This window comes from Vicinamibacterales bacterium (assembly GCA_035699745.1).
In the GTDB taxonomy this organism is placed as follows: domain Bacteria; phylum Acidobacteriota; class Vicinamibacteria; order Vicinamibacterales; family 2-12-FULL-66-21; genus JAICSD01.
The window spans coordinates 64,765-80,993 of the sequence record DASSPH010000013.1; the positions used below are offsets into that span (position 1 = coordinate 64,765).

Sequence of the window (16,229 nt, forward strand, 5' to 3'; positions counted from 1 at the left end):
GCGCCCTTCACTTGCTCGTCCCCTCGGTCGATCCCTTCGCCGTCTGCTCCCGGATCCCGAGCATGCCGCCGAAGTAGGTCAGCGGTTCGACCCGGTGCGCCGCATCGTGCGGGCAGGCGTACACGCAGCTCGGCTCGTCGTGCTCCATGCACAGATCGCAGCCGGTCGCCTTCCTGCGGGCACCGAACGCGTGCAGGTTCAGGTTGCCGTACGGGCAGTTGCGCACGCAGAGGCCGCAGCCGACGCACCAGTCCTCGATGATGATCTCCATCGAGTTGCGGCGGCGGATCGAGCCCACCGGGCAGCCGACCATGCACAGCGGATCCCGGCACGATCGGCACGACGTGGCGACGAGATACTTGTCGAACCGCAGCCCCTCGCGGACCAGACGCGTAACCCCCTCGTGCGCGTCGGCGCACGCCTTCACGCACTGGTCGCACCGCGTGCACTTCTCCAGATCCAGCACCAGCAGGCTCTGCGCTTCCATCAGCCCCTGGTTGAGGAAGTCGTCGATCGGCACGGTCTCGGTCGCAGCGGCGCGGCGCTGATTCATCGCGGCGCGCTCCTGCGCCACTTTCTCCAGCGCCTCGCGCACCGCCGGGAACCGCGACAGCATCAAGTGGAAGTCTTCGCCGGCAATCTTCACCACGTCGACGTGATCGAGCGCGGTGCACGTCGCCGTGCGGACGCCGCCCCCCAGCAGCCCCATCTCGCCGAAGTACGATCCGCGGCCGAGATACGTGAGGACGACGTCGCCGCCGGGATGGCGTTCGCTGACCTTCACGAAGCCCATGCGAACGAGATAGAACGCGTCGGCGGCGTCTCCCTGCCGGACGATGACTTCGCCGGGCGAGAACCGCATCAACTCGACGCGCTCGCGCAGGTAGCCGATGAAATCGGGCGGCATCGCCGCGAACACCGGGACGCTGCGGATGTGCGTCTCGAGCGCCCGCTGCCGGTACTTGCGATCCAGCTCCGCACGGAACGTCTTGTTCTTCTGCAGGATGTCCAGCACGTTCCGCAGCATCTCGAGCACGACGACCGGCGTCTTCGCCCGCACCGTCGCCGAGCGCGGATGGAAGCTCATGCAGGTCATCTCGCCGAACAGATCTCCCGCCGCCAGCTCCGCGATGGGCTTCTCGTACGGAAGATCGACCGGCGCGTCGATCGGAATGTAGCGGCGCCCGCTCTCTTCGGTGCGCGTGTGCGCCTGGCGATCGGCCAGCGTGCTCCGGATCCGGCGGAACCAGCGCGACAGGCCGCCGGCGTCCTGCTGCTGGACGTGGCCGATCGGCGTGTTGATCGAGACCTCGACGGTGCCCTCGAGAATGTAGAAGGCCGTGGACCCGAACTCCCCTTCGCGGCAGATCGTCTCGCCCGCGGGAATCGAGCGCTTCACCACCGCGCCCTGATTCAGCTCGAGGAACGTGCCCGACACCCCCTTGAAGACCGGCAGCTGCAGGATCCATTCGGGGTCGAGCCGATCCCCTTCCAGCTGCGCGTCGACCACGCGCTTGTTGGTGAGCGCGCCGGTCGGGCACGACACCATGCACTCGCCGCACGAGACGCACGTGGAGCTGCCCATCGGCAGGTCCAGATCGAAGCCGATGTGCGCCGTATAGCCGCGACCGCTGCGGCCGATGACCATGTTCTTCTTGATGTCGTCGCAGCCGCGGACGCAGCGGTCGCACAGGATGCACGCTTCATGGTCGACGGCGATGCTCAGCGACGAATCGTCCCGGCCGCGCGGCGACAGCCGGCGCGCGAAGCGCGGCTGCGACACGCCCGCCGCCGCCGCCATCGTCTCCAGCTCGCAGTCGCCGCTCCGCTCCTGCCGTGCGCACGGCGTGGGATGGTCGGCCATGAGCATTTCGATCAGCGTGGTGCGCGCCTGGACGACGGGGGCGGACGCGGTCTGCACCTTCATGCCGGGCTCGCATTCGCGGATGCACGAGGCGGCGTAGACCCGGGCGCCGACGTCGACGACGCAGACGCGGCAGACGCCGACCGGCGTCTGGTTCTGCTGATGGCACAGCGTCGGAATGGCGATGCCGTTCAGCCGCGCCGCGTCGAAGATCGTCGTCCCCTTCGGGACGGCGATCTCGCGGCCGTCGATCGTGAGCGCGACCGTGCTCACGTCCGCGCTCCCGGAAAGCACACGCCGGCCCGGCAGACCTGCCGCGTCGCGTGCTGCTCGACCTCGTCGGCAAAGTGCTTCATCACCGACGCGATCGGCACGTGCACCACCTGGCCGAGGCCGCAGATCGACGTCATCTTCATCGCGTGGCACAGCTCCTGGTAGAGCGCGAGATCGTCCGCCCCGCGGTGTCCGCCCGCCCACCCGGCCAGCATCTCGGCGAGCTTGGTCGAGCCGGTGCGGCACGGCACGCACTTGCCGCACGATTCGTTGCGGAAGAACCGCACCGAGTTGAGCGCCATGTCGAGCATGCACGCGCGGTCGTCGCAGACGACGATCGCCCCGGAGCCGACCGTGGCGCCGGCCTGGGTCATCGCGTTCCAGTCGAGCGGCAGATCGAGCATCGACGCCGGCAGGTAGCCGCCGGCGGGGCCCGACGGGGCGTACGCCTTGATCGTGCGTCCCGGGGCGGCGCCGCCGGCGAGCCCTTCGATCAGCTCGCGATAGGTGGTGCCCATCGGCACCTCGAAGACGCCGGGATTGACCACGTCGCCGCTGACGCCGACGAACTTCATGCCGGCGGAGCCGTTCCTGCCCGCCGACTTCATCCAGTCCACGCCGCGCGCGAGGATGATCGGCACGAAGGTGAAGGTCTCGACGTTGTTGATCACCGTCGGCTTCGCCCACAGGCCGCCTCCGAGCTGCCCGGGGAACGGCGGCTTGTTGCGCGGCTCCGCGCGCTTGCCTTCGATCGCCTCGAGCAGCGCGCTCTCCTCGCCGCAGATGTAGAGGCCGGGGCTGACGAAGATCTCCAGGTCGAACGCGAGATCGGATCCCAGCACGCGGGATCCGAGGATGCCGGCCGCGTAGCAGCGGTCGATCTCCCGCTGGAGGATGTGCTCCTGATCGGGATACTCGTGGCGGATGTAGATGATGCCGTGCCGCGCGCCGGCCACCAGTCCGCCGAGCACGATGCCTTCGATCAGCAGGTGCGGCGCGCTGGTCATGATGTGCCGGTCTTTGATCGTGCCCGGCTCGCTCTCGTCGGCGTTGCAGACGATGAACTTCTCGGGGCCCGGCTGGCTGCGCACCAGCTCCCATTTCATGCCGGTGGGAAAGCCCGCGCCGCCGAGGCCGCGCAGGCCGCTCGCCTTCAGGGTCGCGATCAGGCCGGTCCAGTCCTTCGACTGCACGAACGATCGCAGCACGCCGTAGCGCGCGGCCTCGTCGGCATACGGATCGCTGGCGATCGGCCGCGGCACCGGATGCGGCCGGCGCGCGGCCAGCTGCTCCGGCGACGCGCCGGCGGCGGCGAAGTCGATCAGCGCCGCGGCGTCACTGTCGCCGACCCGCTCGAAGATCTGGTCGTTCACCGCCATCGCCGGGGCGGTGTCGCAGCGGCCGAGACACGACACGTGCCGGATGTTGACGTCCTGGCCGTGGTACCGCGCGGCGAGGCGCTCGCGCAGCGCGTTGCCGCCGCGGCGGTGGCAGGCCATGTCGCCGCAGACGCGCACTTCGGCGCGCGCGGGAGGCTTCAGGAAGAAGTGGGGGTAGAAGCTCGCCACCGCCTGCAGCCGGAACAGCGGCAGCGACATGCGGTCGGCCAGCGCGCGCAGCTCGCGTTCGGGCAAGTAGCCGTGGGCGCGCTGGATGCCGCGCAGCTCGTCGAAGATGGGGGATGTCGGAGCGCGGCCCTGCACAGGCTCACGGAATATATCAGACAGCGGATCTGATATAAACGGGCGCGACGTGCGACGCGCAGCTCCGATCCTCTCAGTCGCCGCCGGTGCTCTCGCGCTCGCGGCCGCCATCCCGCTGTCGGCGCAGCAGTCACCGGAGACCGGCAACTACGTCGGCCCCGGATCGTGCAGCGCCGTCGCCTGCCACGGCGCCATCCGCCCGGGCGGCGGCCGGATCCTCCAGACGGAGTACAGCACCTGGATCGGACGCGATCGCCACGCCCGCGCGACCGAGGTGCTGGGCAACGCGGTGTCGCAGCGGATGGGCAGGATCCTCGGCATCGCGGCGCCGCAGCAGGCGCAGAAGTGTCTCGCCTGCCATGCCCTCGACGTTCCGCCGGCGGCGCGCGCCCGCACGTTCGCCACCGAAGGCGTGAGCTGCGAGGCGTGCCACGGCCCGGCGAGCGGCTGGCTCGGCTATCACGTGACGCGCGACGCGACCCACGAGGAATCGGTGAAACGCGGGATGTACGACACCAAGGACGTCGTCAAGCGCACCGATCGCTGCCTCACCTGCCATCTCGGCACCGCGGAGAAATTCGTCGATCACGAGATGATCGCGGCCGGGCATCCCGATCTCGTCTTCGAGCTGGAAGCGTTCAGCGCGGCGATGCCCCGGCACTGGAAGGACACGTCCGACGCCGACCCCTACCGTCCGGTCCGCACGTTCGCCGTGGGGCAGCTGGCGCACCTGCGCGCCAGCCTGGATCGACTCGGGCGGCGCGTGAAGGGGCCGGTGTGGCCGGAGTACGCGGAGCTCGATTGCTTCGCGTGCCATCACAGCCTGACGCGGCCGGAAGACAGCTGGCGGCAGGCGCAGGGCTACGAGAACCGCGCGCGGCCCGGGCTGCCGCCCCTGCAGCTCGCCCGCTACGTCACGGCGCGCCGCGTCGTGGCGGCATGGGACGCGCCGTCGGCCGGCGAACTCGACGCCATCATGGGACAGCTGCAGATCGAGGCCACGCGGCTGGCGGTGAAGCCGGACGCCGTCGTCTCGCTTGCGGGCAGCGCGCGGGCCATCGTCGATCGCGCGATCACCCGCGCGATGACCTCGCCGGCCACCGCCGAAACGGCGTCCGCCATGCTGCGCGGCATCTTCGCCGACGCGCCGTCGATCGCCGCCCGCGGCGAGCGCGCCGCCGAGCAGGCCGCCATGGCGGCCGAGGTGCTGGCGACGGCGCTGGCCCGCGCGCGCAGTCAGGACCCGGCGCCGCTGACGCCGGTGTTCACCGAGCTGTTCAAGCAGTTCGAGGCGCCGTCGGCGTTCGAGCCGTCCCGCTTCATCGCCGCGATGCGGAAAGCCGAAGCCGCGATCCGCTAGCCGCGGATCGCTCGCTCTCCGGGAGCATGCGAACACATCCACATCTCTACGAGATCAGCGCGTGGCCCTGGCTCGAGCGCCTCTCGAGCCGCTCCGGCCGGCGCGTGACCCTCATCGATGTGCCCGGCGCGGAATGGGACGCGATCGCCGCAACCGGCATGGACGTCGTCTACCTCATGGGCGTCTGGCAGCGCAGCGCCGTCGGGCGCACGCTCGCGCGGACGGATCTCGCCCTGCTCGGCGAATACGATCGCGCGCTGCCGGGGTGGTCGATGGACGACGTACCGGGATCGCCGTATTCGATTCAGGCCTACCAGCCCGAGGCGCGGATGGGGGGATGGGCCGGCGTCGACGCGGCGCGCGCGGCGCTCGCCGCGCGCGGCATGCGGCTGCTCCTGGACTTCATCCCGAATCATCTCGGGTTCGATCACGCGTGGATCGGAGCGCACCCGGAACGGTTCGTTCAGGGGACGCTCGACGACTACCGCGCCGCTCCCGAGCTGTTCCGGCCGATCGAAAGCCCCGACGGACGGACGCTCCGCTTCATCGCCTGCGGCCGCGACCCGTTTCTTCCGCCGTGGCGCGACGTCGCGCAGCTCAACCTGTTCAACCCGGAGACGCGCGAAGCCCTGGTTGGCGAGCTCGCAGCGATCGCGCGGCATTGCGACGGCGTGCGCTGCGACATGGCGATGCTGGCGCTGAACGACGTGTTCGCACGGACCTGGTCGGAGCGTGTCGATCTCCTCTGGCGTCAGCCCGAGCGCGAGTTCTGGCCGGACGCGACCGCCCGCGTGCCCATGATCTACCTCGCCGAAGTCTATTGGGACCGCGAGTACCAGCTGCAGCAGCAGGGTTTTCATTTCACGTACGACAAGCGGCTGCTCGATCGGCTGCGCCACGGCGATGCCGGCCGTGTGCGCGGCCACCTGCAGGCTGACCCTGCCTACAGCGCCCGGCTGGCGCGCTTCCTCGAGAACCACGACGAGGCGCGCAGCGCCGACGCGCTCGACGGACGGGTGCGCGCCGCGGTGGTCCTGACGTTCACGCTGCCCGGGCTGCGCTTCTTCTTCGACGGGCAGTTCGCCGGCGCCGCCGTCCGCGCGCCCGTTCAGCTCGGGCGCTGGGCGCCGGAGCCGGATCGTCCGGAGATTCGCGAGCTCTACGCGCGAGTGCTCCAGGCATTGCGCGACCCGCTCTTTCACGACGGATCGTGGTCGCTGCTGGACGTTCGCAACGCCGGCGATGGCACCCACGGCAACTTGATCGCGTCGGCGTGGCGCCTCGACCGCCAGCTTGCGGTGATCGCGGTGAACCTGTCGGGCCGCGAGTCGCACGGCTTCCTCGACATCGGGCATCTGCCGCCGGGCGACGCGTTCGATCTGGTCGACGCGCTGACGGCCGCGCGTTACCACCGGACGCGCGCCGATCTCGAGAATGGCCTGTACGTCGGTCTGAACGCGGGCGACGCGCATCTGCTGTTGCTGGAAGGGGACTGAACGGGGTTATGCTCGTGCGCGGATGAAGGGTCTCGGTCTCACCCTCACAGCGGCAGTCCTCCTCGGCGCGACGATCGGTCTGAAGGCGCAGACGCCCGGCACGAACCTGGCCGCGCCGCCGTCCCATGCATCCGCCCAGCGTTCGGGTGAGCAGATCTATCGCGCCGCATGCGCGGCGTGTCACGGGCCCGACGGCCGCGGAGCGCCGCAGGCGCGCGTCGGCTTCGACACTCCGCTCCCCGACTTCGCCGACTGCGCCTTCGCCTCGCCGGAAGCGGAGGCCGACTGGTTCGCCATCGTGCACGCCGGCGGACCGGTGCGGGCGTTCGCCCGGCGGATGCCGGCGTTCGGCGGCGCCCTCACAGACGACGAGATCCTTCGCGTCGTCGGCCACATTCGCGGCCTGTGCGGCGATCGTCGCTGGCCGCCCGGCGATCTCAACCTGCCGCGCGCGCTGGTCACGGAGAAGGCGTATCCCGAGAACGAGGCGCTGTTCGTGGTGCGCGCGAGCCGCCGCGGCGGCGCGTCAGTTACCACCAGCGCCATCTACGAGCGCAGGATCGGCGCGCGATCGCAGTGGGAAGTCGCCGTCCCGGTCGCGCTGCAGCAGTCCGGCAGCGAGGGACCGTGGACGCGCGGGCTCGGCGATTTCGCCGCCGCGTTCAAGCATGTCGTTTTTCATGACGCGGAGCGCGGATCGATCGTCAGCCTGGGCGGGGAGCTGGTGCTGCCCACGGGCCGCCGTTCCACCGGTGCCGGCAATGGCACCGTCGTGTTCGAGCCGTTCGTGTCCGCGGGTCAGGCGATCGGCGGCGGCTTCCTTCAGGCGCAGGCGGGGGTCGAGTTGCCCGGCGATACCGCCAGGGCGTCCCGCGAAGCCTTCGTCCGCCTCGCCGCCGGGCAGACGTTCTTCGAGGGACGCTTTCACCGCGAATGGTCGCCGATGCTCGAACTCGCCGCGGCGAGGCCGCTCGTCGCCGGCGCGCCGATCGAGTGGGACGTCGTTCCGCAAGTGCAGGTCTCGCTGAGCCGCCGCCATCACGTGCTGGTCAGCGCCGGCCTCCAGGTGCCCGTGGCCAATCGTGAAGGGCGCGGACGGACGTTCCATGCCTACTTGCTGTGGGACTGGTTCGACGGCGGCTTCTTCACGGGCTGGTGAGAGGGTGACCGTCACGCCTCCGCGCCGCTTGCTGTTCCTCGCTTCCCTGCTGTGGGCGGTTTGCCTGTCCCTTCCGGCGGCGCGCACACCTGACGCTCGACGAGCACAAGCGCCTTCGGCGGGTTCGGGGCTGTTCGTCGCCTCACACGAGTGCATGGCGTGCCACAACGGAATGACGTCGGCGTCCGGCGAAGATCTCTCGATCGGCGTCGCGTGGCGGGCGACGATGATGGCGAACTCATCGAGGGATCCGTACTGGCAGGCGTCCGTGCGGCGCGAAACGATCGATCATCCGCGGGCGGCGCACGAGATCGAGGATGAATGCTCGACCTGCCACATGCCGATGTCGCACACCGCGGCGCGCGCGGCGGGCACGCCGGCTTCCGTCTTCGCGCACCTGCCACAGGCAGCGCGTCCCGGCGCCGCCCAGCCTGATGCCCTGTCTCGCCTCGCGCAGGACGGCGTGTCGTGCACGCTGTGCCACCAGATCACGCCGGGCAATTTCGGCTCGCCCGGCAGCTTCAGCGGCGGTTTCACCATCGACACCAAGACGCCGGCCGAGGCGCGTCCGCTGTTCGGGCCGTTCACGCCGGACCCGGCGCTTCAGAAGGTGATGCACTCGGCGACGGGATTCCGCCAGACCGAGGGAGCGCACGTCCGCCAGTCCGAGCTGTGCGCGACCTGCCATACGCTCTACACCACGGCGCGCGACCGCGCCGGTCAGGCCGTCGGCCGCTTTCCCGAACAGGTGCCGTTCCAGGAATGGCAGCATTCGATCTACGTCGAGTCGGCGAGCTGCCAGACGTGCCACATGCCGGCGATCGCCGGCGAGGCGCCGATCGCGTCCGTGCTCGGCCAGCCGCGCGCCGGCGCCAGGAAACATTCGTTCGTCGGCGGGAACTTCTTCGTGCTCGCGATGCTGAATCGCTTCCGCGACGCGCTCGGCGTGGAGGCGCTGCCGGCGGAACTGGAGCAGGCATCTGCGTCGACGCTGGCGCATCTCGAGGAATCCACCGCGCGGCTGACGATCGATCGCGCCGCGAGCGACGGCCGGCAGCTGACGGTGGACGTGTCGATCGCGAACCTGTCGGGGCACAAGCTGCCGACCGCATACCCTTCGCGCCGTGCGTGGATCCGCTTGATCGTCCGCGACGGCTCCGGGCGGACGGTGTTCTCGTCCGGCGCGCTGCGGCCGTCCGGCGCGATCGAGGGGAACGCGAACGACGAGCAGCCGGCCGCCTTCGAGCCGCACTATCGCGAGATCCGGCGCGGCGATCAGGTGCAGATCTACGAGTCGATTCTGGCGGACGGCGCCGGCGCAATCACGACGAGCCTGATCTCGGCGCTGCGCTACGCGAAAGACAACCGGCTGTTGCCGAAGGGCTTCGACAAGCACACGGCGCATGCCGACATCGCCGTCCACGGCGACGCGCGCGACGACGCCGACTTCACGAGCGGCGGCGATCGCGTCCGCTATGCGGTGGACCTGGCGGGCGCGTCCGCCCCGTTCACCGTCGAGGCGGCGCTGCTGTTCCAGCCGATCGGATTCCGCTGGGCCGACAATCTCCGCGGCTACCCGGCGGACGAGCCGTCCCGGTTCGTGCGGTATTTCGACGCCATGTCGTCGCAGAGCGCGGCGCCGCTGGCCACCGCCTCCGCGACCGTCCGGTAGCCGCGGATTTCACGGATTTCACGGATTGCTGATTCGCGGGATGTCGCGGACACGGTGAGGTTCGGTTCCGAATCCGTGTTGTCCGTGCGATCCGGGGCGTCAGGGGCGGCGGAGCGCCCGTCCGGGCGCGGCGCCCTCCACGAACGCGCCGTCCTTGACCACCGCCACGCCGTTCACGAGCACATGGCGGACGCCGGCCGCGGGCACCGCCGGCGACGCGTAGGTCGCGCGATCCGCCACCGTGTCGAGATCGAACACCGCAATGTCGGCGTCCGCGCCGGCCTGCAGCCGTCCCTTGCGCGAGGCGCCGAGCCGCTGCGCCGGCATCAGCGACATCTTGCGGATCGCATCGCTCAGCGTCAGCGTCCGCCGCTCGCGGACGTAGCGCGCGAGGACGCGGGCGAACGCGCCGGCGGCGCGCGGGTGCCCCTTCCCGTTCTGCATCACCGCATCGCTCGCGATCATCGTCAGCGGATCGGCGATCACCGCATCGACGATGCTGTCGGGATTCGACTGGATGAGCACGAGGCGCGGCTCCGGCCGGGCGCGGTACTTCGCGAACGTCTCCGCCGTGAGCGCCTCGCCGGTTTCCGGAATCGACAGCTCGCGCTCGGTGATCCCGAGCCGCTGCTGCCAGCCCGGGTTGAAGACGGCGGACTTGAGATCGGTCATGCCCGCGCCGTACGGATAGCCCTCGACGGTGACGTCGAGTCCGCGCGCGCGCGCGCCGGCGATCATGCGCAGGCATTCCGGCACGTCCGCCAGGCAGCTGCTGTTGATGTGGACGATGTGCAGCGGCGCGCCGGTCACCGCGGCGGCGGCGATCACCTCGCCGACCGACTCGATGCTCGAGCCCGGCTCGATCCGGCCCGAGCTGCGGACGTGGACGAACACCGGCACGCGGTGCTCCGCGGCCACGCGGAACGTCTCGATTGCTTCCGCGCGCGTGGTGCCCGGCGTATAGACGAGCCCCATGCCGATGCCGAGCGCACCGGCGGCCAGTTCCTGCTCGAGCCGCGTGCGCAGCGCGCGCCGTTCGGCCTCGCCGGCGACGGTTTCCGTCTCGCGGCCGCTCGCCGGAACGATCGGTCCGGCCGGAGGCTCGGCGCCGAACGCGCGCACGCGCGACCACGGATGGCTGGCGGACGTGCCGTAATTGATCGCGGCGCCGCCGCGGCGGGCGGCATAGAAGGCGGCGACGTCCGGGGCGCCAATCTCCAGGTCGAGCGCCGTGGTCACCCCCTGCTGCGCGGCGAGACGGTAGGTCGCCGCGTCGTTGACGTGGACGTGCAGGTCGATGAAACCCGGCGACACCACCAGTCCGCTCGCGTCGAGGGTCAGCGGCGCGGCCAGCGGCCCGGTCGAGACCGCGGCGATCCGTCCGGCGGCGATGCCGACGTTGCGGACGGCGTCGAGGCCGGTCTCGGGATCCACGACGCGTCCGCCGCGGATGACGAGATCGAAGGCCGGCGGCTGCGACGCCGCCAGGACGCCGGTCAGCGTGATGACCGCGCAGGCGGCGGCGAGGCGGCGCGTGGGACGCATGCTATTTCGTGAGGTCCACGACCCACTGCGGCGGATCGGGTTCGTCGCGCAGCCGCGACGGCTGGTTGAGGCTCACCCGCCAGCGGTGCAGCCACGAGGGTCCGGAGGTGCCGACGAAGTCGTCCGGCGTCGCATAGGCCGCATCCTTCATCGCATCCGCCAGCGTCATCCAGCGGTACCCCCGCTTCTCGATCCGCGTCAGCAGCGCGTCGAGCGCGTCGGCGTGCAGATCGTTGGAGTGAATCAGGAGGATCTGCGCAATCTGACGATTGAACGTCTCGGCCGACAGCGTCTCGCACCAGTCGAGCATGGTGTCGGTGTAGGCCAGGTAGGCGTCGCGAATCTTCGCCGCGAGCGCCTGGTCGGGGGTGCGTAACGCCCTGGTGTAAGCGGCCGAGAACACCCAGTCGCTGTTCTCGATCGTGAAGGGCGCGATGCGATAGCCGCGGCCGGTCAGGAACTTCTCCAGCGACGCCTTGATCTCCCTGGTCGGTCCCGTGTGCGTGTACGGGTGGCGGAACCAGCGCGGCTCCGCCGAGCCGCGCATGAGGCGCGTGGACGTGCGCTCGCCGCGGACGATGTCGTCCTGGAATCTGTCGAGCGGGACGTCGTTCAGATCGAAATGGCTGTAGGTGTGGTTGCCGAGCGGCACGCCGCCTTCCACCCACATCCGCAGCAGCGCCGCCCGCTCCGGCACCATCGTCGGCCCGGCGTAGAGCTTGCCTTCGTTGACGAACGCGACCGCCGGCGCCTGGTGCGCCTTCAGCACCCGGAGGATCGAGCCGGTCGTGCGGCGAGCCGACTCCAGATCGTCCATGCCCGTCGACTTCGGCAGATCGTCGAAGGTGAGGGCCATCGTACGTGCGCCGGATGCGCTGCCGGACTGGCCCTGCGCCGCCGTGGTGGCGGCCAGGATCAGCAGCGCCGCGAGACCCGCGAGCAGCCGCGTCATCTAACCTCCGAACAGGTTCTTCAGGACGAACGTGACGTTCGCGGGCCGCTCCGCGAGCCGGCGCATGTACCACGGATACCAGTACTCGCCGTAGCTGATGAGGACGCGGATCCGCCGTCCGCTCTGCGCCAGCCGCTGCTGCTGGCCGCGCTGGATGCCATACAGCATCGCAAACTCGTAGGCGGAGGGCGGGACGTTGTTCTTGTCGATGAACGCCAGCAGCCGATCCGCGAGCGCCGCGTCGTGCGTGGCGATGTGCAGCAGCGTGCCCGACTGCTGCGCGTCCGCGGCCATCAGCCGGCAGCAGAGCGTGTAGAAGTTCTCGTCGACGTCCGACTTCTTCGGATACGCGATCTCGGGCGGCTCGAGGTACGCGCCCTTGACGATCCGGACGGCCGGACCGAGCGGGATGAGGCTCTCGATGTCTTTCGCCGAGCGATAGAGATACGCCTGGATCGCGATGCCGACGCCCGGGTAGCGCGCCTTGCTGGTGCGGAACAGCTTCAGCGTGGGATCGACGTACGGCGAGTTCTCCATGTCGATCCAGACCGGGACGTTGTCGAGCCGAGCCGCCTTCTCGCAGATGCGGTCGAGATTCCGCTGGCACTGTTCGGGGTCGAGATCGAGTCCGAGCTGCGTCGGCTTCACCGAGATCTGCGCGTCCAGTCCGGCGGCCTGAACCTTGTCGAGCACGTCGAGATAGTGCTGTGTGACCCGTTCCGCCTCGTCGAGTGTGGTGACGCCTTCGCCGAGCCGCGTGAGGATGGTGTGGATCCGCTGCGGCTTCAGGACCGCGGCGGCGCCGAGCGCGTCTTCCACCTGCTCGCCCGGCATGAACGCGGAGACGGACCGTCGAACGAACGCCCGCCTGGTCGCCTGCTCCCGCAGGAACGCCGAGGTCGACATGGCGAGCAGCACCTTCCGCATCACTGACACTGATTGTCCCCTTCTGCCCCGAAAAAAGGGGACAGTCCCCTTTTTCCCACAGCCGCGAAAACAGGCGCGAAAAATGGGGACTGTCCCCTTTTTCTCACAGCACGCTCCGGATCAGGCCGCCGTCCACCTGGACGGTCGCGCCGGTCATGTAAGCCGCGGCGTCCGACAGCAGGAACGCCGCCACGCGGCCGTATTCGTCGATCTGCCCGTAGCGGCCGAGCGGAATCGTCCCTTCCGCCTTCGCCTTCGCCTCGCCCACCGCAATCCCCTGCTTCTTCGCCGCGATCTCATCGAGCTGCTTGACCCGATCGGTGTCGATGCGCCCGGGGATGATCTGGTTGACGCGGATCCGGTCGGCCGCCAGCTCCAGCGCCAGCGTCTTGGCGAGCGCCGAGACCGACGCGCGCAGCACGGTGGACAGGCCGAGATTCGCGATCGGCTCCTTCACCGACGACGAGGTCGACATCAGGATCGCGCCGCCGCCGCGCCCCTTCATCGACGGCACCGCGGCGCGCACCATCCGGATGGTGCTGAACAGCAGCAGGTCGATCGCGTTCTGCCACGCCGCATCGTCGAACGAGACGGCGGGACCCGCCGGGGGGCCGCCGGCGTTGGTGAACAGCAGGTCGACGCCGCCGAAGCGCTCGATCGTCTGCCTGCCCCACGCCGCGATCTGATCGGCGTGACGGACATCCACCGGCGTCGCGAGGACCTGGGCCCCCGGCACGGCGCCGGCGATCCGCTTCGCCGCGGCGTCCAGCGTGGCGGGGGTCGTCGAGGAGATCGACACCGACGCCCCTTCGCGCGCCAGCGCTTCCGCCACCGCGTAGCCGAGGCCGCGGCTGGCGCCCCCGACCATGGCAACCTTCCCCTTCAGACCGAGATCCATTCCATGCCTTTCTGCGAGGTCACCCACGCGAGCACACGGTCGAGCGCCAGTTTCGTCGGCGCGTCGAGCGCTCCCGCCGGCGCGCGCGTGGCGGCGCTCTTCAGCGCGCCGCGGCGACGCAGCACGTCCTTGCGGATCGCCATGCCGATGCCTTCCTGGAACTCGAACCGCATCAGCGGCACGGCGCGATAGAACACGTCCGCCGCCGCGTCCTTCTCGCCGGCATTCCAGTGTTTCATGATCCGCGCGAGGATTTCCGGGAACGCAAAGCCGGTCATCGCCCCCGTCGCGCCGGAGATCAGCTCCTCGAGCAGGAACACGCCGCCGAGACCGCCGAAGATCTGCACCGTCGTGTCGCCGGCGGCCTCGAGAATGCGGGCGGTCTTGAACGGCGTCGGCGGATCCTCGAGCTTGATCGTCCGCGCCGCCGGCACCTCCTTCGCGATGCGCGCGAGCAGCGAGGGCTCCATCGCGAAGCCGGTGATCGGCGGGTAGTCCTGGACGATGATCGGCAGGTCCACCGCATCCGCCAGCGCCTTGTAGTGATTCACGACCGCGGCGGAATTGAGCTTCGGCATGCGCGGCGGACTCACCATCACCGCCGCCGCGCCGAGCCCCTTCGCCTGGCGCGAGTAGCTGATGCAGGTCCGGGTGCCTTCAGCGGACGTGCCGGCGATGATCGGCACGCGCCCCGCGGCCTGCTCGACCACGACCTGAAGAATCTCCGCCCGCTCGCGCTCCTCGAGCCTCGCCACTTCCCCGGTGACGCCGAGCGCCGTCAGTCCGTTCGCTCCCTTGTCGATGAAGAGGTCGACCACCGCGCGCTGGCTCGCCGGATCGAGATCGCCTGAGTCGGTAAATGCCGTGGGGATAATGGAATAGACGCCTTCGAAAGCCATAAAGTACCGAATCATACGTCACGATAACAGCGGGTATGAAATCCAGATTCGCCGCAGCCTGCCTTCTCGCGACCCTCGCCGCCGCCGGGTGCAATCTGCCCTTCCTCAACGGCAAGGACAAGGACGAGACGAGCAGTCCCACGGGCCCGAGCCCGGCGGGCTCGCTGGACGCGTTCGCCGGCACGTGGTCATCGGTGAACGCGTCCAACCCCGCGACCGGATGCGGCAACGTGAAGTACACGGTGACGCCGACGAACGCGACGAGCGCGAACGTGACGTTCACGGCCACCTGCGCCGGGAACATCGCGGTCAGCGGATCCGGCGCGGGAACGCTGTCGGGCGACGCGATCAACTGGAGTGCGGCGGGGCTCGTCTCGCAGGGCGGCGTGAACTGCCCGTTCACGTTCACCAACAGCCGCGCCACCCTCGGCGCCGACGGCAACGTCACCGTCAACTACACGGGGACGGTCTGCGGGATCCCTGTCAGCGGAACCGAGGTGGTCAAGAAGTAAGGCTCACCATCGCCCGCCTCACTGAATCGGATGGAGCGCTCTGGTGTGCCATCCCGAGGCGCGATCCCAGACGTGAATCTGCCGCGGACCGAAGCGCTCGGGGCAATGCTCCTGGGTGTGCCGTAGCTTTCCGGCAGCCTCCAGCGCGCGGTGCTTGTCCCAGTACTGCGCGCCGTAGGTCGCGCCCAGCAACTCGAGGTCGTAGGTGAACTCGTAGATCGCATCCGGCGCCCCCTGCGACGGCGACTCTTCAGGGATCTCGACGGTGCGCGCGATCAGGCGATCCGGCAGCACCTCGATCAGCGCCCGGTTGAAGCGCGATCCGGTGACCACGTTCAATTCCGACCGGGGCATGACGACCAGCTTGAGCGGCCGATCCGGCCCGCAGTCTTCGCAGAAGAACTGCGAGCCCGGCTCCTCCGGTCCCTGCCCGTGCATCGCTGCCGGATTCAGCAGTCCGATCATGCCGCCGTTCCGCGCCTGCTGAAAGCCGCCGATCAACAGGCGATCGCGCCCGAGCCACGCGAGCGCTTCGATCCAGCCGGCATGCACGAACGTGCCGGTCCGGTTGAACTCGCGGTCGAACACCGTGACGATGGTCGGCTCCCACAGGTAATGATGCGCCGCCACCGCGACGCGGCCACCCGGCTCGGCCGCGACGGTCGTCATGGCCCACGGCGCACCGAACGCGGTCCCCCGCAGCCGGTACTCGTCGTCGAACGAGAAGCGCCGCAGCACCGTGCCGCGCGTATCGAACGCCATCAGTTCGCCGCCGAGAACGCGATTGTCGCGCATCAGGCGGTGCGAGGTGACGACGTATGCCGCGGGATTCGATCCCGGGTGCGCCACCCACTGACGGCCGATCGAGCCGGGCAGCGTGCGGTATTCGGACGGAAACGCATACCGCCATCGCTCGGCGCCCGACATGTCCTGCGCCACGACACCCAGTTCTGTAATCTGAATCGTGAC

Annotated in this window: 13 protein-coding genes; 5 read left to right on the forward strand and 8 right to left on the reverse strand. The window is 69.7% G+C overall.

Translation table 11 applies throughout. The features are described from left to right. Nucleotides 1–7: 7 nt before the first annotated feature. Nucleotides 8–2,137, reverse strand: a complete 2,130-nt coding sequence (locus VFK57_01955) for a cyclic nucleotide-binding domain-containing protein (protein ID HET7694445.1) — start codon at nt 2,135–2,137, stop codon at nt 8–10. Beyond that, complete coding sequence (locus tag VFK57_01960; GenBank protein HET7694446.1) at nt 2,134–3,840, reverse strand: NAD(P)H-dependent oxidoreductase subunit E; 1,707 nt, start codon at nt 3,838–3,840, stop codon at nt 2,134–2,136. Before VFK57_01960 ends, VFK57_01955 begins: the two co-directional genes overlap by 4 nt. A 49-nt stretch (nt 3,841–3,889) precedes the next feature. Between VFK57_01960 and VFK57_01965 the strand changes: the two genes are divergently transcribed. The 4 genes from VFK57_01965 (at nt 3,890) to VFK57_01980 (ending at nt 9,527) form a co-directional block, all read left to right on the forward strand. Beyond that, nucleotides 3,890–5,200 carry a multiheme c-type cytochrome gene (locus tag VFK57_01965; protein ID HET7694447.1) on the forward strand — a complete coding sequence of 437 codons (1,311 nt, stop codon included), beginning with the start codon at nt 3,890–3,892 and terminating at the stop codon, nt 5,198–5,200. A 26-nt stretch (nt 5,201–5,226) separates the two neighbouring features. Further along, nucleotides 5,227–6,696, forward strand: a complete 1,470-nt coding sequence (locus VFK57_01970) for an alpha-amylase family glycosyl hydrolase (protein ID HET7694448.1) — start codon at nt 5,227–5,229, stop codon at nt 6,694–6,696. Nucleotides 6,697–6,718: 22 nt separating this feature from the next. Then, entirely contained in the window at nt 6,719–7,855 is a 1,137-nt protein-coding gene (locus VFK57_01975) for a c-type cytochrome (protein HET7694449.1), read from the forward strand. Between the two features lie 172 nt (nt 7,856–8,027). Beyond that, nucleotides 8,028–9,527, forward strand: a complete 1,500-nt coding sequence (locus tag VFK57_01980) for a hypothetical protein (GenBank protein ID HET7694450.1) — start codon at nt 8,028–8,030, stop codon at nt 9,525–9,527. Nucleotides 9,528–9,626: 99 nt separating this feature from the next. Here VFK57_01980 and VFK57_01985 read toward each other — a convergent pair whose 3' ends face one another. From VFK57_01985 to VFK57_02005, 5 genes are all read right to left on the reverse strand, one after another. Next, complete coding sequence (locus VFK57_01985; protein HET7694451.1) at nt 9,627–11,072, reverse strand: amidohydrolase family protein; 1,446 nt, start codon at nt 11,070–11,072, stop codon at nt 9,627–9,629. A 1-nt stretch (nt 11,073) separates the two neighbouring features. Next, nucleotides 11,074–12,024, reverse strand: coding sequence for a polysaccharide deacetylase family protein (locus VFK57_01990; GenBank protein HET7694452.1), 951 nt, complete (start codon nt 12,022–12,024; stop codon nt 11,074–11,076). Continuing rightward, nucleotides 12,025–12,951 carry a proline dehydrogenase family protein gene (locus VFK57_01995; protein HET7694453.1) on the reverse strand — a complete coding sequence of 309 codons (927 nt, stop codon included), beginning with the start codon at nt 12,949–12,951 and terminating at the stop codon, nt 12,025–12,027. Between the two features lie 103 nt (nt 12,952–13,054). Beyond that, the gene (locus VFK57_02000; protein HET7694454.1) at nt 13,055–13,849 is read right to left on the reverse strand and encodes an SDR family oxidoreductase; all 795 of its coding nucleotides are present in this window, start codon (nt 13,847–13,849) and stop codon (nt 13,055–13,057) included. Further along, nucleotides 13,834–14,748: a dihydrodipicolinate synthase family protein gene (locus tag VFK57_02005; protein ID HET7694455.1), complete on the reverse strand. Its 915-nt coding sequence runs from the start codon at nt 14,746–14,748 to the stop codon at nt 13,834–13,836. Before VFK57_02005 ends, VFK57_02000 begins: the two co-directional genes overlap by 16 nt. 35 nt (nt 14,749–14,783) lie before the next feature. Between VFK57_02005 and VFK57_02010 the strand changes: the two genes are divergently transcribed. After that, nucleotides 14,784–15,260, forward strand: coding sequence for a hypothetical protein (locus VFK57_02010; GenBank protein ID HET7694456.1), 477 nt, complete (start codon nt 14,784–14,786; stop codon nt 15,258–15,260). Nucleotides 15,261–15,278: 18 nt separating this feature from the next. Here VFK57_02010 and VFK57_02015 read toward each other — a convergent pair whose 3' ends face one another. Further along, nucleotides 15,279–16,199 carry a hypothetical protein gene (locus VFK57_02015; protein ID HET7694457.1) on the reverse strand — a complete coding sequence of 307 codons (921 nt, stop codon included), beginning with the start codon at nt 16,197–16,199 and terminating at the stop codon, nt 15,279–15,281. Nucleotides 16,200–16,229 lie beyond the last annotated feature (30 nt).